We start from the raw sequence: 20,357 nt of genomic DNA, 5'->3' as shown, positions 1-20,357 counted from the left end.
CCCTGGTCGTCGACCACCCGGCGTACGTCATCTACACCTCCGGCTCGACCGGCCGGCCCAAGGGCGTCGTGGTGACCCACCGCGGACTCACGAGCCTCGCCGCCACCCTGCGGCAGCGCTGCGCCGCCGACGGCGACAGCCGGATCATGCAGTTCTCGTCGCCGAGCTTCGACGCCGCCGTCCTGGAACTCGTCTGGGCCCTGGACTCCGGCGCCGCCCTGGTGATCGCCTCGGCGGACCGCCTGGCAGGTGAGGAACTGGCGTGGGCGCTCGCCGAGCACCGCATCACCCATGCCCTGATCCCGCCGTCCGTGCTGAGCACCCTGCCGCCCGAGGCACCGCAGGACCTGACCGGCTTCCGGACCCTCATCGTCGGTGCCGAGGCCTGCCCGCCCGGACTGGTGCGGGCTTGGTCGCCCGGTCGTCGCATGGTCAACGCCTACGGCCCCACCGAGGCGACCGTCGTCGCCACCCAGACCGGCGACCTGAACGAGCCGAGGGTGCCCATCGGCACTCCGGCCCTCAACACCCGGCTGTACGTGCTGGACGAGTCGCTCGGGCTGGTGGCACCGGGTGTGCCGGGTGAGCTGTACATCGCGGGCGAGGGGCTGGCCCGGGGCTACGGCCGGCGGCCGGCCCTGACCGCCTCGCGGTTCCTCGCCGATCCGTACGGCCCGGCCGGGACACGGATGTACCGCACCGGCGACCTGGTCCGCTGGAATGCCGACGGAGAGCTGGAGTACCTCGGCCGTACCGACGAACAGGTCAAGATCCGGGGCTTCCGCGTCGAACCCGGCGAGGTGGAGCGCGTCCTCGCCGCACAGACCTCCGTCGCGCGTGCCGTCGTCGTGCCGCGCCAGGACACCTCGGGAGCCGTCTCGCTCGCCGCCTACGTCGTACCGGCCGAGGGGGGAGTGCCGGCGGACGTCGACGACCAGCTCGACGAATGGCGCAGCATCTACCACGAGGTCTACCGAGGACTGCCGCGCGAGCCGGGCGCCGACTTCGAGGGCTGGAACAGCTCCTTCACCGGCGCGCCCATCCCGATCGAGCAGATGCGGGAGTGGCAGCGGTCCGCCGTGGACCAGGTGGCCCGGTTCGGTCCTCGCCGGGTGCTCGAAATCGGTGCCGGCTCCGGCTTGGTGATGGTCCCGCTGGTCGAGCGGACCGAGGAGTACTGGGCCACGGACTTCTCGGCCGCCGCCGTGGACCGACTGCGGGAGTATGCGCGCGAACAGCACTGGGAGCACGTACACCTGCTGTGCCGGCCCGCACACGACGTGTCGGAGCTGCCCCGGGGCCACTTCGACACCATCGTGCTCAACTCGGTCGTCCAGTACTTCCCGAGCGCCGACTACCTGCGCGACGTACTGGGCAAGGCGATCGACCTGCTCGCCGACGGAGGCCGGATCGTCGTCGGTGACGTACGGCACCACGGACTGCTGCGGACGTTGCACACGGCAGTGCAGCGGTTCCGGTACCCCGGATCGGGCGCGTCCGCCGTGGACCACGCGGTGGCCGTCGAGAAGGAACTCCTCCTCGCCCCCGAGTTCTTCTCCGCCCTCCGCCACCCCCGGCTGACCGGCGTAGAGGTGCTGCTCAAGCGGGGCTACGCCGACAACGAACTGACCGCCTACCGCTACGAGGTGGTGCTGCACACCGCCGCCGCGCGGCCGGTCGGGAACCTGCCGGAGCTGGTCTGGGGCCGCGACGTCAACGCCCTGGGCGAGCTGACGGCACCGGCACGGGTGACCGGGATACCCAACCCCCGGCTGGCCGATTCGCCCGACCCACGGCTGCATCCCGAACGGATACGCCAGTGGGCGGCCGACCACGGCTGGCGGGCGGTGCCGACCTGGTCGCCGACGAACAGGGACACCTACGACGCGGTGCTGCTCGCCGGCACCGGCGACGACGCGCCCCTCGCGGACGTCTACCGGCCGGGCAGCCCGGAAGCGGTCGCCAACGTGCCCTCCCTCACGCGGAACGCCGGCGCCTTCGTGTCCGGACTGCGCGCCGCGGTCAAGGCCCTGCTGCCCGACCACATGGTCCCGGCCACGATCACACCGATCGAACGGGTCCCGCTCACTCCGAACGGGAAGATCGACCGCAAGGCGCTGCCGGAACCCGAGATCACGACCGCCGGCACCGAGGACCGGGGCCCGCGCAACCCGTACGAGGAGATCCTCTGCGAGCTGTTCGCCGACCTCCTCGGCCTGCCCAGGGTCGGTGTCGACGACGGCTTCTTCGACCTCGGCGGCCATTCGCTGCTCGCCACCCGGCTGACCAGCCGTATCCGTGCCGTCCTCGGTGTCGAGGTGCCCCTGCGGCAGGTGTTCGCCACCTCGTCACCCGCCCGGCTCGCCGTGGTGCTGGCACAGGGCGCGGGCCCCGACAGCACGGTGCCCGCGCTGGTGCCGGAGCCCCGACCGGAGGTGCTGCCCCTGTCGTTCGCGCAGCGGCGGCTGTGGTTCCTGCACAAGCTGGAGGGCCCGTCGGCGACGTACAACTCCCCCCTGGCGATCAGGCTTTCCGGCGCCCTCGACGTGTCCGCGATGCGGTCGGCCCTGGGCGACGTGGTGGCCAGGCACGAGGCCCTGCGCACCGTCTTCGGCGAGCACCGAGGAGTGCCGTACCAGCGGATCCTGGACGCCGGGGACATCGACCTGCCGGTGCGTGAGGTCGCCGAGGACGACCTGGCCCACGTGCTCGGGGACGCCTGCCGGCATGCCTTCGACCTGGCCCGGGAGATCCCCCTGCGCGCCCTGCTGTTCACCACGGGCCCCGGCGAATGGGTGCTGCTGCTGGTGGTCCACCACATCGCCGCCGACGGCTGGTCGATGCGGCCACTGGCCCGCGACCTGACCACGGCGTACGAGGCACGGGCGGCGGGACGCGCCCCGTCCTGGGCGCCGCTGCCGGTGCAGTACGCGGACTACGCGCTGTGGCAGCGCCGGATGCTCGGCGACGACACCGACCCGGACAGCCGGATCACCCGGCAGCTCGCCCACTGGCGGGAACAACTGGCCGGCCTGCCACGGCTGGTGACGCTGCCGGCCGACCGACCGCGCCCCGCGGAGGCCGGCAACCAGGGTGCGACGCTGACCCGCACCCTCGACGCAGACCTCCACCAGGCCCTGCGAGCGCTGGCACGCGGCAACGGCGCCACCTTGTTCATGACGCTCCAGGCGGCGCTCGGCGCACAGCTCACCCGCAGCGGAGCCGGCACCGACATCCCGGTGGGCGCACCGATCGCCGGGCGGGTCGACGACGCCCTCGACGACCTGGTCGGCTTCTTCATCAACACGCTGGTGCTGCGGATCGACACCTCGGGCGGCCCGAGCTTCGTCCAGCTCCTGGAGCGGGTGCGCGACACGAGCCTGGCCGCATACGCCCACCAGGACGTTCCCTTCGACCACCTGGTGGAGAAGCTGAACCCCGACCGTTCGCCCGCGCACCACCCGTTCTTCCAGGTGCAACTCGCACTGCAGAACACACCGGAGGCCGAGTTCGAACTGGCCGGTCTGACCGCGCGGCCGCACCTGGACGGCGTCGAGACCGGTGTGGCCCGGGTGGACCTCACCGTCAACGCGGTCGAGACGTTCGACGACCGGGGCACGCCCGCCGGGCTGGTCCTCGCCGCCGAGTACGCCACCGATCTCTACGACGGCGCGACCATCGACGGCTTCCTCGACGCGTTCGGCACGCTGCTGCGCGAAGTCGCCGACTCTCCCCACCAACCCATCGGAGGACTTGACGTGACGAGCGGGGCGGAAGAAGTCCATGGTGCCGATCCCGTGCCGGGAACGCTGCCGTGGCTGTTCGAGACCTGGGCGACGGCCGACCCGTCCGCGATCGCCGTGACCGACGGCACGACGGACCTCACCTACGCCGAGCTGAACCACCGGGCCAACCGGATGGCGCGGGCCCTGATCGAAAGGGGCATGGGCCCGGAGGACCTCGTCGCCGTGCTGCTGCCGCGCGGGGTGCCCCAGGTCGTCACCGTCCTCGCCATCGCCAAGAGCGGGGCGGCGTATCTGCCGGTCGACCCCGCCTACCCGGCCGACCGGGTGGCGTACCTGTGCGCGGACGCCCGGCCCGGGCTGGTCGTGACGGACGCCTCCGGGGCCGCCCGACTCGGCGCCCGGCAGCCGGTGTTCGACATCGACGACCCGGCCACCGTCGCGCGATGGGAAGGTATGCCGGACACGAACCCCACCGACCGGGACCGCTCGGCCGCACTCGGCCCGCACCACCCCGCCTATGTCATCTACACCTCGGGGTCGACCGGCCGGCCCAAGGGCGCGGTGATCACCCACGCGGGCCTGGCGGACGCGGCCGGGGCCTGGCGGGACCGCTGGGGCTTCGGCCCCGGCTCCCGCGTCCTGCAGCTCTCCTCACCCAGCTTCGACGCCTCCGTCATGGACCTCGTCGTGGCGTTCGCCGCGCACGGCACGCTGGTCCTTCCCGAGCCCGGCCTCCTCGCGGGCGAGGCGCTGGCCCGGGTGCTGGCCGAGCAGCGGATCACCCACCTGGTGACACTGCCGTCGGTGCTGGCCAGCCTGCCCGCCGACGCGCCCAGCCGCCTCACCGCACTGCGCGGCCTGCTCCTCGGCGGTGAGGTCCTCACCCCCGATCTCGCCGCTCGCTGGTCACCGGGGCGGCGCATGGTCAACGTCTACGGACAGACCGAGACCACCGTCGCCTGCACCATGACGGACCCCCTGAACGTCGCGGACGGCGCACGCGTCACCGTCGGCCGCCCCAACCCGGGGATGCGCGTCTACGTCCTCGACGAGACCCTGCGGATGGTGCCGCCCGGCACCGACGGCGAGCTGTACGTCGCCGGCCCGGCCGTGGGCCGCGGCTATCTGCACCGGCCCGCACTGACCGCCGGCCGCTTCGTCGCCGACCCCTACGGCCCGGCCGGCTCACGGATGTACCGCACCGGGGACATCGGCCGCCTCAACCACGCCTTCGAGCTGGAATACGTGGGCCGCACCGACGACCAGGTCAAGATCCGCGGGATGCGGGTGGAGCCCGGCGAGGTCGAGGCCGCGCTGGCGAAGCACCCGGCCGTCGCGCGGGCCGCCGTGGCGGTGCGCGCCGACCGCCAGGGAGACGCCGCACTGTTCGGCTACGTGGTCCCCGCCCGCCCCGACGCCGATGTCACCGGCATCCGGGAGGACCTGCGCCGGTCACTGCCGGAGCATTTGGTGCCGGCGGCGGTGACGGCCGTGGAGGACTTCCCGCTCACACCGAACGGCAAGGTGGACCGGGAGGCGTTGCCGACGCCGCAGATGGCGGCACCCATGGGGCGCGGCCCGCGCACCCCGCAGGAGGAGATCCTGTGCGGACTCTTCGCCGAGGTGCTGAACCTGGGACAGATCGGAGTCGAGGACAACTTCTTCGACCTGGGCGGGCATTCCCTGCTGGCCAACCAGCTGATCGCCCGCATCGCGGAGGTGATGGGCACGGAGGTGCCGATCCGGGCGTTCTTCGCCGGGCCCACCGTCGCACAACTCGCCGAACACCTCGGCTCCGGCGGCACCGACAGGGCTTTCGACGTACTCCTCCCGCTGCGCACCGGGGGCACCCTGCCGCCGCTGTTCTGCGTGCACCCCGGGGCGGCGATCTGCTGGTCCTACTCGGATCTGCTCCTGCGTCTGAGCCCCGACTTCCCGGTGTACGGGCTGCAGTCCCGTGCGCTGAGCCACCCGGACGAACTGCCGGAGACCCTGGTCGAGGTCGCCGACCACTGCATCGAGGAGATGCGGCAGGTGCAGAAGACCGGGCCCTACTACCTGCTCGGCCAGTCGTTCGGCGGCGTCGTGGCACACGCCATGGCCGCCCGTCTCGAAGCCGCAGGGGAACAGGTCGGGCTCATCGTCGTGCTCGACTCCGAACCGGCCAGGCCCCTGACCGAGGAGGAACAGCGGCAGGTCGTCGAGGCCACCGCCAAGGTCTACACCGGCATCCTCGAAGTGCTGGGCATCGACCCGGCGGCCCTGCCGAGCGGCAAGCTCACCTTCGCACAGTTCTCGGAGTTGGCCCGCACCACCAACACCGTCCTCGGCAACGTCGCCGAGGACGAGTTCCAGCTGCTGATGGAGATCCTGCACCGCAACATCACCATCGCCACCCGGCATCGGCCGGAGCGGGTCGACGCCGACATGCTGATCTTCGGCGCGACCGAGGAGAGGGAACGGGTGCTCGACCCCGAGGTGTGGCGGGACTTCGTCGCCGGTGAGATCACGTACCACCCGGTCCCCACCGGCCACAGCACGATCATGACGCCCGAAGCGCTCAAGCTCATCGGCCCGGTTCTGGAGGAACACCTCCGGGCCGTCATCGCCCGCAACGCGGCAACCAAGGAGGAGAACTGATGGGCAACCCGTTCGACGACACGGAGGGAACCTTCCTGGTCCTGGTCAACGACGAGGGTCAGTACTCGATGTGGCCCGCGGCCGTGGACGTTCCGGCGGGGTGGACCGTCGCCCACCCCGAGGACACCCACCAGGCGTGCCTCGACTTCGTCGAGGAGCACTGGACCGACATGCGGCCGCGGAGCCTGGCCCGCGCCATGGGCGAGGAGTGACCCCTGGACCGGCCACGTGGCAGTGAGCCACCCCGCGCCCCGACGTGGAACCTGACAAGGAGAACCGGGTGACCGAGGAGTCGGCGACGGTCCGAGACGCCTGCGCCACGCTATTGGAGAAGACAGCACGAACCCTGGGAGTGGGAGTCGGCGGTGCGGAATTCGTCGCGACGTTCCGCTCCATGACCGGCCACTGGGGCGCCGCCCGTCCGAGCGACCTCCCCCTGTCGGACGTGTCGCCCGACGGGTCGCCGGTGGAGTACGCCGTCGACCTCGGCGGGGATGCGCCCGCCCTCCAGTTCGCCATGGAGCCACTGACCGCGGGCCTACCGGCCCGTGACCCCGGCGCGGCGCGGGCGCTCATGCCGCTGCTCGCCGACCGCCACGGCGCCGGCACGGCCCGGTGGTCGGCCCTCGCGGACCGGCTCCTGCTCGATGACGCCCACGGGCCGCATGTTTCCATGTACGGCGCCGAGGTGCGCCCCGGCGCCCCGATCCGTTTCAAGGTCTGGTTCTACCTGGACGTGACCGGCCCGGACGGTGTGTTCGACCTGCTGTACACCGCACTGGACCGGGTGGGGGCCGGACATCTGTGGCCTGTGGTCCAGACCCATGTCCACCGGCCCGGGTACGACGTGCCCTTCCTGCTCTCCCTGGACCTGGCCGACGACCCCGAGGCGCGGGTGAAGGTCTACTTCCGGCACTTCGCCGCCGACGCCGAGGAGGTGGCGGCCGTCCTCAAGACCTACCCCGGATTCGAACCGGGTGAGGTGCGCGCACTGTGCAGAACCATGACGGACGGGCGCCGCCACTTCACCGTCCAGCCACCCGTCACCTGCCTGTCGCTGTTCGATGTACAGACCCTCGAACGGCCCCCGGCCACGCTCTACATACCGCTGTGGACCTACGCGGAGCACGACGGCCAGGTCCGCCGGCGCATCCACCGGCTCCTCGCCGCGGATCCGCAGGCGCTGCACCGGTACGACAGTGTGCTCGCCGGCATCGCCCACCGCGAACTCGACGAGGGAACCGGCATCCACAACTACCTCTCCTGGCAGCCGGGCCGCTCCCGCCCTCGCGTGAAGGTCTATCTGTCACCGGAGATGCACGACGTGAACCCACCGCCGCTCGGTGCGGGCCAAGGGGATCACCTCGGCGGCCGCCCCACTGCGGGAGGAAGGACCGAATGAGGACGCCAGAGCATCCGGCTCCGCTGCGAACCGCCATCGTGGGGACCGGGAACATCGGAACCGATCTGCTGCTGAAGATCGAGACATCACCGCTGCTGACCTGTGTTCTGTTCGCCGGCCGGCGGGCCGAGTCACCCGGCCTCGAACTGGCTCGCGGCCGCGGGGTCGCCACGAGCACCGACGGCATCGACGCGGTCGTCGAGGCCAGTGACGACATCGACTTGGTGTTCGACGCGACCTCCGCCGCCGACGCCACCCGCCACTGGGGCGTCGTCGAGCCGCTGGGTCTGCCGTTCATCGACCTCACACCGGCCAACCGGGGCACGTTCTGCGTCCCGGCCCTGAACTTGGAGGACTGCGCCGAGGAGCAGTACCTCTCCATGGTGACCTGCGGCGGGCAGGCGGCCGTCCCCATGGCCCGCTGCATCACGCGGATCGCGGGCCATGTCGACTACCTGGAGATCGTCTCGGCGAGCGCCTCGGCCAGTGTGGGCCCCGCCTCACGGGCCAACCTGGACGAGTACGTACACACCACGGAACAGGCGACCAGCGAGTTCTGCGACACGACCCGGACCAAGACCGTGCTGATCATCAACCCGGCCGAACCCGGCATCGTCATGCGCAACTCCATCGCCGTGTGCACCACCGAACGCATCGACCTCGACGCCCTGCGGGACGCGGTCACCACGATGGAGAAACAGATCCGTTCCTACGTTCCCGGCTACCGGGTCGTGGTGCCGCCGGTCGCCACCGGAGACCGCTACATGCTCACGGTGGAGGTCGAGGGACGGGGCGACTACTTCCCGCCCTATGCCGGGAATCTGGACATCATCACCTGCGCCGCCGTCGCCGCGGCGGAGGCTCGCGCCGGGCGGGGGCGGTCATGAGCGGCACACTCCAGATCTGTGACACGACGCTCAGGGACGGCAACCACGCCGTCGGCCACCAGTTGGGGGCCCAGGACATCAGCGCGTACGCCCGGGCAGCCGAGGCGGCGGGCGTGGACGTCGTCGAGGTCGGACACGGCAACGGTCTCGGCGCCTCGTCCATCCAGGTCGGCATCGCGGCCATCAGCGACGCGGAGATGCTGCGCGCCGCCAAGGCCGAACTGCGCCAGTCCCGGCTCGGCGTGCTCTCCATCCCCGGCTTCGCCAGCGTCGAACGCGACCTCAAGCCCGCCCTCGACTGCGGTGTGGACGAGGTCCGGGTGGGCGCCCACTGCACCGAGGCGGACGTCACCCGCCAGCAGATCACGATGCTGCGGTCCATGGGCGTGACCGTGAAGGGGTTGCTGCTGATGAGCCACATGGCCTCGGCGAAGAAGCTGGTCGAACAGGCACGGCTCATGCAGGACTACGGTGCCGAGGCAGTCATCCTGATGGACTCGGCCGGCGCCTACACCCCGCAGAAGGTGCGGGAGAAGGTCGGCGAACTGGTCGACAAGCTCGACATCGCCATCGGCTTCCACGCCCACAACAACCTCGGCCTGTCGGTGATCAACAGCATGACCGCGATGCAGGCGGGGGCGACCATCGTGGACGTCACGGCACGCGGGTTCGGAGCGGGGGCGGGCAACGCGCCGATCGAACTGGTCGCCGCCAACCTACATGTCGAACAGACGGAGACCCGGATCAGGCTGTTCGGCGCCCTCGACGCGGCGGACACGGCCGAGGAACGGTTCGTGAAGCACGTACCGACCAACGACAGCGTCACCATCGCCAGCGGTATCGCCGGGGTGTTCTCCGGATTCGCGGCGCCGGTGCGGCGCGCGGCCCGGCGCTTCGGCGTCGACCCCCGCGAGATCCTCCTCGAGCTGGGCGAACGGCGGGTGGTGGCCGGCCAGGAGGACACCATCATCGAGGTCGCCATGCGACTGGCCGCCGGGCGGGCGCCCGGGGACCTGCCGTACACCTCCGCCGACCACATCTGACGGGCCTCATCCGACGGGCCGTATCCGACGGGCCATATCCGACGGGCAAGGAAGAAGGAACCATGCAACGGCACACCCCGCACTCCGTGGCCGACGCGGCCGCGGTCGCCGCACTGCTGCAGATCGGCGCCGAGATCGGGGCCGACCAGATCCTGGACTCCGGTGAGACGTTCACCGCCCCGGACATGGCCAAGGCGGCCGGCGTCCCCCTCGACGGCGTCACCGCGTACCTGACGGCGCTGCTCGCCGCGGGTCTGGTCGTCGAGACCGACGTCCCGGGCGACTTCCAGGCGGCCGCCGACTACCCCGACCTGCGTCACCAGGCCGGGTACGTGTCCTGGGCGATGAACGCCAACGGCCCCTTCATCGACCATGCCCGCGCGTTCCTGAGCGACCCGGCCGAGGCCGCCCGCGCCCATCGGCGCAACGGACGACGGGTCGCGGTCAGTTCACGATGGATCGGCGAACGCGCGTTCTATCCGCAGGTCGTCGAGCAGGTCGTGGCGTCCGGCGCGCTCCGGGTGACGGACCTCGGCGCCGGGTCCGGCGCTCTGCTCATCGACCTGCTGCGGGAGAATCCGGCACGCACCGGCACGGCCGTCGACATCAGTGCAGCCGCCTGCACCGCCGCGCGCGAGGCCGCGCTCGCCTCCGGGGTGCACGAGCGCCTGACGGTGATCGAGCGGCCCATCGAGTCACTGGCCGACGACCCGGGGCCGGTCGCCGGCGCGGAAGCCGTCCTGGCCTGCTACGTCCTGCACGACATCGTCGCGGACGACCGCACGGCCCAGAGCGTTCTCGGTGCCCTGCGCGACGCGCTCGCCCCCGGCGGATTCCTCGCCGTGGCCGATGCCGTCTCCTACGCGCCGCAGCCGGAGGAGCGCAGGTTCAGCGCGCTCTTCACCTATCTGCACTCCACCTTCATGAACGTCCGTCTCCCCACCGAGCAGGAGTGGCTGGACACGTTCGCCACGGCGGGCTTCTCACGGACCAGGACCGTGCCGATCGGTCTGCCCGGGGGCAGGCTCTTCGTGGCGAGCCGATGACGACCGCCGTACGGACCCTCCACCGGGAACTCGCAGCCGAGCTGTGGAACGCCGCCAGGACCCGCCGGCCGGTGCCGCCCGTGTCGCTCCGGCATCCGCAGCTCGGCCTGGCGGACGCGTACGCGATCCAGAGCGAGGTCCGTGCGCTCGATGTGGCGGACGGTGCCGTTCCGGCCGGGCTCAAGATCGGAGCGACCAGTGAGGCGATCCAGCGGATGTTCGGCATCGACCATCCCGATTTCGGCTACCTGACCGACCGGATGCTCCTGCCCGACGGCGCCCACCTCGATCTGCGGCGGTTCATCTCACCGAAGGTCGAGGGCGAGATCGCCTTCCGGATGGCGCGGAACCTGAGCGGCCACGACGTCACGGCCAGGGACGTGCTCGACGCCACCACGGAGGTCTGCCCCGTCCTGGAGGTGCTCGACAGCAGGATCGAGGAATGGAGGATCGGCCTGGTGGACACCGTCGCCGACAACGCTTCCTCCGCCGCTGCCGTGGTCGGCGCCGGCGTCCCACCGGACACCACCGACCTGGCGGCGGCCCGGATGGTCCTGCGCGGCGGCGACACCGAGTACTCCGGCGAGGGCTCGGCGGTCATGGGCCATCCGGCGGAGTCGGTGGCCTGTCTGGTCCGCATCCTGGCGGACTTCGGCACCGGCGTCGCGGCAGGTGACCTCGTACTGGCCGGTTCCTGGTCCGGCGCGGTGGACCTGCTGCCGGACCAGGAGGTGCACGCCGCGTTCGGCGCCTTGGGCTCGGTGTCCCTCAGCACGTAGGGCCGCCGGTCCCGCGTCGGCCGCCGGTCCCGCGTCGGCCGCCGGTCCCGCGTCGGCCGCCGGTCCCGCGTCGGCCGCCGGTCCCGCGCCGGCCGGCGGTCCCGCGCCGGCCGGCGGGTCCTCGGCGCGCGGACGGCCGAGGTGCGCCCGGTGTCACACCGCCCCGCTCCGCCCGGCATCGGGGGAGTGGTGGCGGGCCACGGCGTGGCCCGCGCCGCGGCCGGTCGCGTGGGCCGTGATCAGTCCGTCGCGGACCCGGACCGCGATCTCGGTGAGGTCGTCGGCCGAGGGGTGGCCGAGCGCTGCCGGGACCGAGCCGGTGTCGTCGAACACCACCCGTACCCGGGGCAGCCGGTCGGCCGTGAACACCCGGCGCAGACAGCCGACCAGATCCACGATCCGGAGCCGGGCCAGTCGGCCGGTCTCGGCGGGGTCGCTCGTGACGACGACGATCGTGGCCTCCTCGTCCGGCCGCGCCGAGCGCATCGCGTCCTCGGCCGCGGACAGGCGTCCGACACCCAGCACGACGACCACCCCGTCGTCGCCGAGGTCGACCGGCCCGCCGGTGATCTCGTCGCGCAGACCGCCCGGCGGCACCCACGGAACCTCGGCCGAGCGCGCCGGAGTGACATAGGGCAGATACGGCGGCTCCGGGGCGTCGCCGAGGGCGATTCCGGCGAGATGCTCGGCCGCGCGCGCCAGATCGAACGGGTCGCCGACGCCGGGGGCGTTCTCCGCGAGCCCGGCCGCGCCGTGGAGCAGGGTCAGGGCCAGCCCGGCGGGCCGTACGGTCCCGGCGCGCGCGGCGGCGCGCGGCTCAAGCGCCAGCGCGAGCAACAGTGCCTCGAACCGGACGAGTTCCGCGAGCGCGGCCCGCGCCGACTCGGTGCCCAGCACCCCGGACAGTGAGCGCAACTGCAGATGGCCGCTTCCCGGGGTGTCACCGAGGAAGGGCAGCCGTTCGAGCCACACGCGGGCGAACGAGCCGAGCGCCTGTCCGACGGAGTCGGGCGACTCGGCCGCGGGTTCGGCGGCGTCCCGGGCCCGTTCGGCGGCGTCGACCAGCACCGCGAGATAGAGCGCGCGTTTGCCGGTGAAGTTGGAGTAGACAGCGCCCCTGGTCAGTTCGGCCCGCTCGGCGATCCGGTCGATCTTGGCCTCCGCGTAGCCGAACTCGGCGAACTCCTGCCGGGCCGCGACCAGCACCGCCGCACGGGTCCGCTCCTGCTGCTGTGCGCGGGTCAGTCTCGCCATCGTGCCCCCTTCGGCTCCTCTGTGTGTCATGATACAACCAGCATCCAGATGATGTCGGCATCTGAAAGACGCGAACATCGGAGTTGGTCGTGGGTGACAACGGGTTCGAGGTCGACGGACTGACCAAGACATTCGGCCGGACGACGGCCGTCGACGGAGTGAGCCTCTCCGCTCCTCGCGGGCATGTGCTGGGACTGCTGGGGCCCAACGGCGCCGGCAAGACGACCGTCGTCCGTGTGCTGGCGACGCTGCTGCGCCCCGACGCGGGAGAGGTGCGCGTGGCCGGAATCGACGCCCGGCGGGATCCGGCCGGGGTCCGTCGGCGCATCGCGCTGTCGGGGCAGCACACCAGCGTCGACGACGAGCTGTCCGGGCGCTCCAACCTGGTCATGATCGGCCGGCTCCTCGACCTCAGGCGCGGCGACGCCCGCCGACGGGCCGGTGAGCTGCTCTCCCGCTTCGGTCTCGACGACGCGGCCGACCGGCCCGTCGCCACCTACTCGGGCGGGATGCGCCGCCGCCTCGACCTGGCCGCCAGCCTGGTCGGCCGGCCCGAGGTCGTCTTCCTCGACGAGCCGTCGGTCGGACTGGACCCCGGCAAACGGGACGAGTTGTGGCAGATGATCCGTGGGCTCGGCGAGGACGGCGTCACGGTCCTGCTCACGACCCAGTACCTCGAAGAGGCCGACGCCCTCGCCGACGGCATCACCGTCATCGACCACGGGCGGGTGATCGCGTCCGGCACACCCACCGACCTCAAGCGCCAGATCGGCGGGCACACGGTCGTCCTCCGCCCGGCCGACGCCGCCGACCTCGACCCCGCCGCCGCCGTCATCGCCCGGGTCACGGGCCGGGAGCCCGACCGCTCACGCCGTCACGAACTCATCGTGCCGGTCGCGGGCGACGCCGAGTTCTTCGAGATGACCGCTCAACTCCGGGACCGCGGCGTCAATGTCGGCGAGATCGCCTTCCGCCTGCCCAGCCTCGACGAGGTCTTCCTGTCCCTGACCGGATCCCCCACCGCCGACGCCAAGGACGCAGCATGACCACCACCCTCACCGGCACCGCCCGGCCGCGACGCCTCGCCACCCTCCGGCACAGCGCAGTGCTCGCCCAGCGCAGCCTCCTCAAGACCACCCGCAATCCGGGTCCGCTGATGAACGGCGTGGTCACCCCCGCGCTGTTCATGGTCCTGTTCCTCTATCTGTTCGGCCGCCCGGTCGCCGGCTCCACCGGCGCATACCTGCAGTACCTGTTCCCCGGAATCCTCGTCATGGGCGCAGGACTGGCCGGAATGGTCTCCACCGGGTCGGCCATCAACCTCGACCTGAAGAACGGCGTCACCGACCGGTTCCGCAGCCTCCCCATCAGCCGTACGGCACCGCTGCTCGGCTCCGTGACGGCCGACATCCTCCGCTATCTGATCGCCGTCACCATCCTGTTCGTCATCGGCCTCTCCCTCGGATTCCGCGTCGAGGGCGGCATCCCCGCCGCACTGGGGGCGACCGGGCTCGCAATCCTGTTCGGGTTCTGCCTCAGCTGGGTCACCGTGTACATCGGTGTCATCGTCAAGAGCGCCGAGGCCGTGCTGGCGTTCAGCTTCATCGCCTTCCTGCCGCTCCAACTGGGCAGCAGCCTGGCCTCCCCGACCGACACCCTCCCCGGGTGGCTGGGGGCCTGGGCGGACGTCAATCCCGTCACCCATGTGATGGACGCCTGCCGCGCCTTGCTGAACGGGACGCCGGACGACGGAAGCACCGGCCGCACCCTGCTGTGGTCGGCCCTCCTGTTCGTCGTCTTCTGCCCCCTCGCGGTCCGCGCATACGGCCGCCAGGAATGACGACGTGGTCCGCGTCGAGGCCGGTCGCGTGACGGGACACGCCCGGACCCGCGAGCCGGCAAATCTCCCGCACCACGCACGACATGCGCCCCACCCCCGGAAGGATCACCCATGACCTGGCCCGAAGCTCGCGCGACGGACACCGGCCTGCTCGTGCTGCACGCCCTGCGCTGCGCCGGCACCATCACCCTCGCCCGCCTCCACTCGATCACGGGGCTCGACGAATCCGATGCCGAGTCCGAGCTCATCGATCTCGGGGCCGACGGTCTGGTCACACGCCTGTCCGGCGACATACCGGGGTGGAGCCTCACGGACGCCGGCCGTGTGGCGGATGCCGAGCGGATCACCCACGAACTGGAGTCGGCCGGCGCCCGCGAGCGGGTGACGGCGGCGTACGAGCAATTCCTCGTCCTCAACCCCGAGCTGCTCGACCTCTGCACGGCCTGGCAACTCCGCGCCGTCGACGGCGTCATGAGCGTCAACGACCACGGCGATCCCGACTACGACGCCCGGGTGCTGGCCCGCTTCGCCGACCTGGACCGACGCGCCGCCGTGGTGTGCGCCGAACTGTCCGCGGCCCTGCCCCGGTTCGGCCGCTACCGCATCCGCCTCACCGAAGCTCTCGAACGCGCCGCCGCCGGCCGGTTGGAGTACGTGGCCGACAGCACCGCGTCGTACCACATCGTCTGGGCGGAGCTGCACGAAGACCTGCTGTCCACACTGGGGTTGCGGCGATGAGGTGGATCCGCACGATCTCCACCCGGGTCGAGGAGACGGCCGAGACCCTGGGCGGCAAGGCACTCGGCCTGGTCCTACTGCACCGCCTCGGCCTGCCGGTGCCGGCCGGGTTCGTCATCACCACGGAAGCCTGCCGCGCCTTCCTGCGGGACGGGCGCCTTCCCGCGGGACTCGAGGACGAGCTCGCGACGGCCATGGCCGACCTCGAACGCTCCACCGGGCGTGCCTTCGGGGGACCGCACAAGCCGCTGGCGGTGTCCGTCCGCTCCGGGGCCAGCGTGTCCATGCCCGGCATGATGAACACGATCCTCAACCTCGGCCTCACGACCGCAGCCACCGAGGGCCTCGCCGCCGAGACCGGCGACCGGCCGTTCGCACTGCACTCGCGGCTGAGCTTCCTGACGAGCTTCGCCTCCGCGACCACGAACGCGACCACGATTGCGACCACGATTGCGACCACGAACGCGACCACGAACGCGACCACGAACGCGGCCGCCGCAGCGGCCGCCGCCCCCGCAGACCATCCTGGGCAGACCGAGAACAGGGAAGCGTCCCTGACGGAGTCGATCAAGGCGGTCGAGGAGCTCGTCCGGCGACGAAGCGGCCGACCCGTCCCGGACGACGCCACCCACCAGCTCAGACAGGCGATCGAAGCCGTCTTCTCGTCCTGGGACGCACCCCGCGCGCGCACCTACCGCGAGCTGAACGACATCCCGCACGACCTGGGCACGGCCGTGATCGTCCAACGGATGGTCTTCGGCAACCGCGACGGCGGCAGCGGCACCGGAGTCGCGTTCAGCCGCAACCCCGACACCGGCGAGAACCTCCCGTTCGGCGAAGTCCTCTTCCAGCACCAGGGAGAAGAGGTCGTCTCCGGGAGATCGACGACCCGGCCCCTGCGCGAACTCGCCGAGCGGGAGCCGGACGTGTGGACCGGGCTGCTCGACGCGCTGCGCCGGATCGAAGAGCACTACCGCGACGCCTGCTACGTCGAGTTCACCTTCCAGTCCGGCGAGCTGTGGCTCTTGCAGGTCCGGCCCGGCCGGTTCGCGGGGGGTGCCGCGGTCCGCGTGGCCGCCGAGCTCGTCGATGAGCGACTCATCGGACGGGAGGAGGCACTGCTGAGGATCTCACCGCTCCATCTCCGGCACGTGCGCACCCCTCGCATCGCGTCCGCCGAGGCCGACGTCCTCGCCCGGGGAATCGGCGCCTGCCCCGGTGTCGCCACCGGCAGGATCGCCACCACGGCGGACGGCGCGGTACGCATGGCCCGAACCGATCCGGTCATCCTGGTACGCCCGGAGACCTCCCCGAACGACCTGCACGGCCTCGCCGCCGCCACCGGAATCGTCACCGCGCGCGGCGGGCCCGCCAGCCACGCCGCGGTCGTCGCACGCGCCATGGGAAAGCCCGCCGTCGTCGGTGTCGCCGGCCTCGTCGTCGACCGCGACAGCGTTTGCGTGACGGCCGCCGGCCGCACCCTCCCGGAGGGCACGCTCATCACCGTCGACGGAACCAGCGGCGACGTGGCCCTCGGCAGCCCCCGCATCGTCACCGACGCCGCCGGCGAACACGTCCACCGGCTGCTCTCCTGGGCCGACGACGTCTCGGGCGACCACTCCGCCCGCGACGAGACCCAACGCCTCGACGCGGCCCACAGGGCCCTGCGCAACCGCTGACCCGCTTCCTTCCCGACAGGAGACGCACCATGGCAACCCGGCACGTGTACCTGGTACGACACGGGGCGGCCGACCCCTTCGGCACACTGACCGACGTGGGGGAGAGGCAGTCGGAGCTGGTCGGCAAGCGCCTGGCCGGCCTTCCGATCGACTCGGTGTGGCACTCGCCGCTGCCCAGGGCGGTGCGCTCCGCGCGGATCGTGGGTGCCGCTCTGCCCGGCGCCGTCGTGCGGGAGGCCCCGGAGCTGATCGATCACATCCCGCACGTACCGGTCGACGTGCCGCCGTCGTGGGCGGCGTTCTTCGACGGCTACGGCGCCGAGGAAGCCGAGGACGCGCGCCGCCGTGCCGACGCCCTGACCGACAGGTTCGCGTGCCCCGCCGCGACCGAGACACATGAGGTCCTGGTCACCCACGCCTACCAGGTGGCCTGGCTGGTCCGGGACGCCCTGGACGCGCCGCCGGTGCGATGGCTAGGCCTGAACTGCGGGAACGCGGCGCTCACCGTGATCGAGTACCGCGACGGCACGGCACCGGCGGTGTTGCTGTACAACGACATGGGCCACCTTCCGGCCGAGCTGCGGTGGACGGGGTTCGGAGCCGGCACCCGCCCCTGAACCGATCATCAGTCGCCGGGCCGTCCGCGGCGGCACGCGCACCGGTGGGGCGCGCCTTCCGATGCGCCGGGCAGACGGATGACCGGTCGTCTGCCCGGCGGGTCGCCGGGACGGGGAGCCGAGAGCAGACTTGCCTTGTGAGTGATCCGGCGAACGTGGGCCGCGCGCTGACCGGTCTGATGATGGCCAGCCATGTGGTGACGCTGGAGGAACTGCCACGGATGGTGGCCGAGTGCGCCGAAGCGGTGGGCCTGTACGACGTGTCGTTCTTCCTCGTCGATCTGCAGGGCAGGGTCCTGCGCGAGGTCACCGGCGGCGGGCTGGACGCGGGCCTGGGAGGCGCGGAACTCGCCGTCGACTCCACCCTCGCAGGGCTGGCGTACCAGCGGGTGGACCTGGTCGCCGAGCCGGACCGCCCCGCTGCCCGGGCCCGCTGCCGATGGTGGATACCCGTCACCGACGGGGTGGAGCGCCTCGGCGCGCTGCGCGCCGACACCGAGCAGGACGACGGACCGACCCGGGAGGCGTTGCGGGCGTTGGCGTCGATGGTCGCTCTGCTGGTGCTCAGCAAGCGGGACTTCAGCGACTCCTACGCCCGCCTGGTGCGGACGGCGCCCATGAGCGTGTCCGCCGAAATGCAGTGGCATCTGACGCCGCCCTCGGCGTTCGCCGGCCGTACCACCACCGTCGCCGCCCTGTCGGAGCCCGCCTACGACGTGGGTGGTGACGCCTTCGACTACGCCGTGGCCGACGGCGTGCTGCACCTGTCGATGTTCGACGCGATGGGGCATGACGCCCGGGCGGGCCTGACCGCCAACATGGCGGTCGCCGCGTGCCGCAACGCCCGCCGCCAGAACGCCGGTCTCGCCGCGGTCGCCCAGGCGGTGGAGGACACCCTCATCGAGCAGTTCGGCACCACCCGCTACGTCACCGGCATCCTCGCCGACCTCGACATGAGGAGCGGGCGGCTGACCTGGATCAACCGGGGCCATCCGGTGCCCGTGCTGCTGCGGGCAGGGCGCTGGTCCCACGAGCTGAAGTGCCCGCCGGCCGGCCCCATGGGCGTCGACCTGCAGATCCCCGTGACCGTCTGCCACGAGCAGCTGCAGCCCGGTGACCGGCTCGTCCTGTACACGGACGGCGTCGTCGAGGCCCGCGACGCGGAGCGCAGACAGTTCGGCCTGCAGCGTTTCACCGACTATCTGGTGCGCCACCACGCCGACCGGCTCACCGTCCACGAGACGCTGCGCCGGCTCATCCATGCCGTCCTCGGCCACCATGACGGGCACCTCGACGACGACGCCACCGTCCTGCTGGCCGAGTGGCGTGACCCGCACCAGGAAAAGCTCACACCCTGATCGCTCGTCGCCGACGAGACGCAGCGGTGGGGCGGGGCCGTCGCCGACCGGGGGTGCACGGCCGGTCCCGCCGCGTGGAGAGCGTCAGGGGGTGGCGCTGCCCGCGACCCACTCGCTCCATGACATGTTCCAGTCGCTGAGGCCGTTGTCCGGGGCCAGCGCGGTCTTGTCGTCGGAGTTCTTGACGATCACGACGTCACCGGTGATCGACTGGTCGAAGAACCACGCGGCCGGCTTCCTGCCGTCGCCGCCGCCCCTGACGTCCTTCAGGCCCACGCAGCCGTGGCTGGTGTTGGCCTTGCCGAAGACCGAGTCGGCGCCCCAGTAGTTGCCGTGGATGAACGTGCCCGAGTCGGTCAGGCGCATGGCGTGCGGTACGGCCTTGATGTCGTACGAGGGCTTGCCGTCCTTCTCCGTGAGGCCGACGCTCGCACCGTTCATGTGGATCTGCCGGTACTTCTCGGAGATCACCATCTGACCGTTGTACGTCGGGTGCTCGGAGCTGCCCGCCGAAATCGGGATGGTCTTGATCGTCTTGCCGTCCCGGACGACGGTCATCCGCTTCTTCTTCACGTCCACGGTGCTGATCTGGCTGCGGCCGATCTTGAACGTGACCGTCTTCCGGACGCCCTGGTGGTCGAGCCTGACCGTCACGGTGGAGCCGGGCTCCCAGTACTTCTCGGGGCGGAAGTCCAGGCGGTGGTCGTTGAACCAGTGGCCGACGACCTGCTGGCCGCTGCTGGAGGTGACCTGGATCCGCGACTGCACGGCGGCCTTGTCGCCGATCGCCTTGTCGAAGCCGACCGTCACGGGCATGCCCACGCCGACGGTCGAGCCGGCCTGGGGGGAGACGTGCCCGAGGAAGTCGTTGGCCGGGGAGACCGTGGTGATCGTGGCGTTACCGGTGGCGGGGCGGCCCTCGGCGTCCTCGGCCTCCGCGGCGATCTGGTACCGGGTGGCACGCTCCAGCCGGCCGTCCGGCTTCCAGGAGGTGCCGTCCGCGGACAGCGTGCCCGCGACCTCGGTACCGGTCGCGACGGCGGTCATGGTCACCTTGGTGAGCTTGCCGCCACTGACGGTGACGCCGACCGGGTCGTCGATCCCGACGCCGTGGGCACCCTGCCTCGGCGTGATCTCTATGCGGGCGTCGGAGACCTCCGGGGCGTCCGCCTGCTTCACCCGCGTCTGGGATTTCGGGTCTTTCCCGGGCTCGTTGTCGCCGGTCGCAGCGTTGCTCGTACCGCCGAGAGCCGTGACTGCGAGTACGCCACCGAGTACACCGGCCGTAGCCACCAGCCCGCTGCGTCGCTTATAGAGCGAGATCAAAC

At 71.7% G+C, this 20,357-nt stretch carries 15 protein-coding genes; 13 read left to right on the top strand and 2 right to left on the bottom strand.

All coding sequences use genetic code 11. The features are described from left to right. Positions 1 to 2: 2 nt before the first annotated feature. The 7 genes from ABZ576_RS13605 to ABZ576_RS13575 all read left to right on the top strand — a co-directional run bounded on the left by ABZ576_RS13605 (position 3) and on the right by ABZ576_RS13575 (position 11,543). Complete coding sequence (locus ABZ576_RS13605) at positions 3 to 6,386, top strand: amino acid adenylation domain-containing protein (protein ID WP_360739575.1); 6,384 nt, start codon at positions 3 to 5, stop codon at positions 6,384 to 6,386. After that, positions 6,386 to 6,598, top strand: coding sequence for an MbtH family protein (locus ABZ576_RS13600; RefSeq protein WP_360739573.1), 213 nt, complete (start codon positions 6,386 to 6,388; stop codon positions 6,596 to 6,598). The genes ABZ576_RS13605 and ABZ576_RS13600 overlap by 1 nt, the downstream gene beginning before the upstream one ends. A gap of 68 nt (positions 6,599 to 6,666) precedes the next feature. Further along, positions 6,667 to 7,788, top strand: a complete 1,122-nt coding sequence (locus tag ABZ576_RS13595; RefSeq protein ID WP_360739571.1) for a tryptophan dimethylallyltransferase family protein — start codon at positions 6,667 to 6,669, stop codon at positions 7,786 to 7,788. Beyond that, positions 7,785 to 8,675, top strand: a complete 891-nt coding sequence (locus ABZ576_RS13590; protein WP_360739569.1) for an acetaldehyde dehydrogenase (acetylating) — start codon at positions 7,785 to 7,787, stop codon at positions 8,673 to 8,675. Before ABZ576_RS13595 ends, ABZ576_RS13590 begins: the two co-directional genes overlap by 4 nt. Continuing rightward, positions 8,672 to 9,718, top strand: coding sequence for a 4-hydroxy-2-oxovalerate aldolase (dmpG, locus tag ABZ576_RS13585; protein WP_360739567.1), 1,047 nt, complete (start codon positions 8,672 to 8,674; stop codon positions 9,716 to 9,718). The genes ABZ576_RS13590 and dmpG overlap by 4 nt, the downstream gene beginning before the upstream one ends. Positions 9,719 to 9,780: 62 nt before the next feature. After that, on the top strand, positions 9,781 to 10,764 hold the full coding sequence (locus ABZ576_RS13580) for a methyltransferase (RefSeq protein ID WP_360739565.1): 984 nt from the start codon (positions 9,781 to 9,783) through the stop codon (positions 10,762 to 10,764). After that, positions 10,761 to 11,543, top strand: a complete 783-nt coding sequence (locus ABZ576_RS13575; protein WP_360739563.1) for a fumarylacetoacetate hydrolase family protein — start codon at positions 10,761 to 10,763, stop codon at positions 11,541 to 11,543. The genes ABZ576_RS13580 and ABZ576_RS13575 overlap by 4 nt, the downstream gene beginning before the upstream one ends. A gap of 153 nt (positions 11,544 to 11,696) precedes the next feature. On the opposite strand, the gene ABZ576_RS13570 is transcribed toward ABZ576_RS13575, so the two are convergent. Beyond that, positions 11,697 to 12,797 carry a TetR family transcriptional regulator gene (locus ABZ576_RS13570; protein ID WP_360739561.1) on the bottom strand — a complete coding sequence of 367 codons (1,101 nt, stop codon included), beginning with the start codon at positions 12,795 to 12,797 and terminating at the stop codon, positions 11,697 to 11,699. Positions 12,798 to 12,886: 89 nt separating this feature from the next. Here ABZ576_RS13570 and ABZ576_RS13565 point away from each other — a divergent pair, with 89 nt between their 5' ends. The 6 genes from ABZ576_RS13565 (at position 12,887) to ABZ576_RS13540 (ending at position 19,029) form a co-directional block, all read left to right on the top strand. Beyond that, a complete protein-coding gene (locus ABZ576_RS13565; protein ID WP_360739560.1) occupies positions 12,887 to 13,843 on the top strand; it encodes an ATP-binding cassette domain-containing protein in 957 nt (318 codons plus the stop codon). Then, positions 13,840 to 14,637, top strand: a complete 798-nt coding sequence (locus ABZ576_RS13560; protein WP_360739559.1) for an ABC transporter permease — start codon at positions 13,840 to 13,842, stop codon at positions 14,635 to 14,637. The genes ABZ576_RS13565 and ABZ576_RS13560 overlap by 4 nt, the downstream gene beginning before the upstream one ends. A gap of 111 nt (positions 14,638 to 14,748) precedes the next feature. Continuing rightward, positions 14,749 to 15,375 carry a transcriptional regulator gene (locus tag ABZ576_RS13555; protein WP_360739558.1) on the top strand — a complete coding sequence of 209 codons (627 nt, stop codon included), beginning with the start codon at positions 14,749 to 14,751 and terminating at the stop codon, positions 15,373 to 15,375. Continuing rightward, on the top strand, positions 15,372 to 17,054 hold the full coding sequence (locus tag ABZ576_RS13550) for a pyruvate, phosphate dikinase (RefSeq protein ID WP_360739557.1): 1,683 nt from the start codon (positions 15,372 to 15,374) through the stop codon (positions 17,052 to 17,054). The genes ABZ576_RS13555 and ABZ576_RS13550 overlap by 4 nt, the downstream gene beginning before the upstream one ends. Before the next feature lie 29 nt (positions 17,055 to 17,083). Continuing rightward, positions 17,084 to 17,671: a histidine phosphatase family protein gene (locus ABZ576_RS13545; RefSeq protein WP_360739556.1), complete on the top strand. Its 588-nt coding sequence runs from the start codon at positions 17,084 to 17,086 to the stop codon at positions 17,669 to 17,671. A gap of 137 nt (positions 17,672 to 17,808) precedes the next feature. Beyond that, entirely contained in the window at positions 17,809 to 19,029 is a 1,221-nt protein-coding gene (locus ABZ576_RS13540) for a PP2C family protein-serine/threonine phosphatase (RefSeq protein ID WP_360739554.1), read from the top strand. Positions 19,030 to 19,113: 84 nt separating this feature from the next. Here the strand turns inward: ABZ576_RS13540 and ABZ576_RS13535 are convergent, their stop codons facing one another. Then, a complete protein-coding gene (locus ABZ576_RS13535; RefSeq protein ID WP_360739553.1) occupies positions 19,114 to 20,355 on the bottom strand; it encodes an Ig-like domain-containing protein in 1,242 nt (413 codons plus the stop codon). Positions 20,356 to 20,357 lie beyond the last annotated feature (2 nt).

The sequence above is a fragment of the Streptomyces sp. NPDC013455 genome, from assembly GCF_040632975.1.
Taxonomy (GTDB): domain Bacteria; phylum Actinomycetota; class Actinomycetes; order Streptomycetales; family Streptomycetaceae; genus Streptomyces.
Note: the sequence above shows the minus strand (reverse complement) of the source record. Positions and strands in the feature narration are given on the sequence as shown.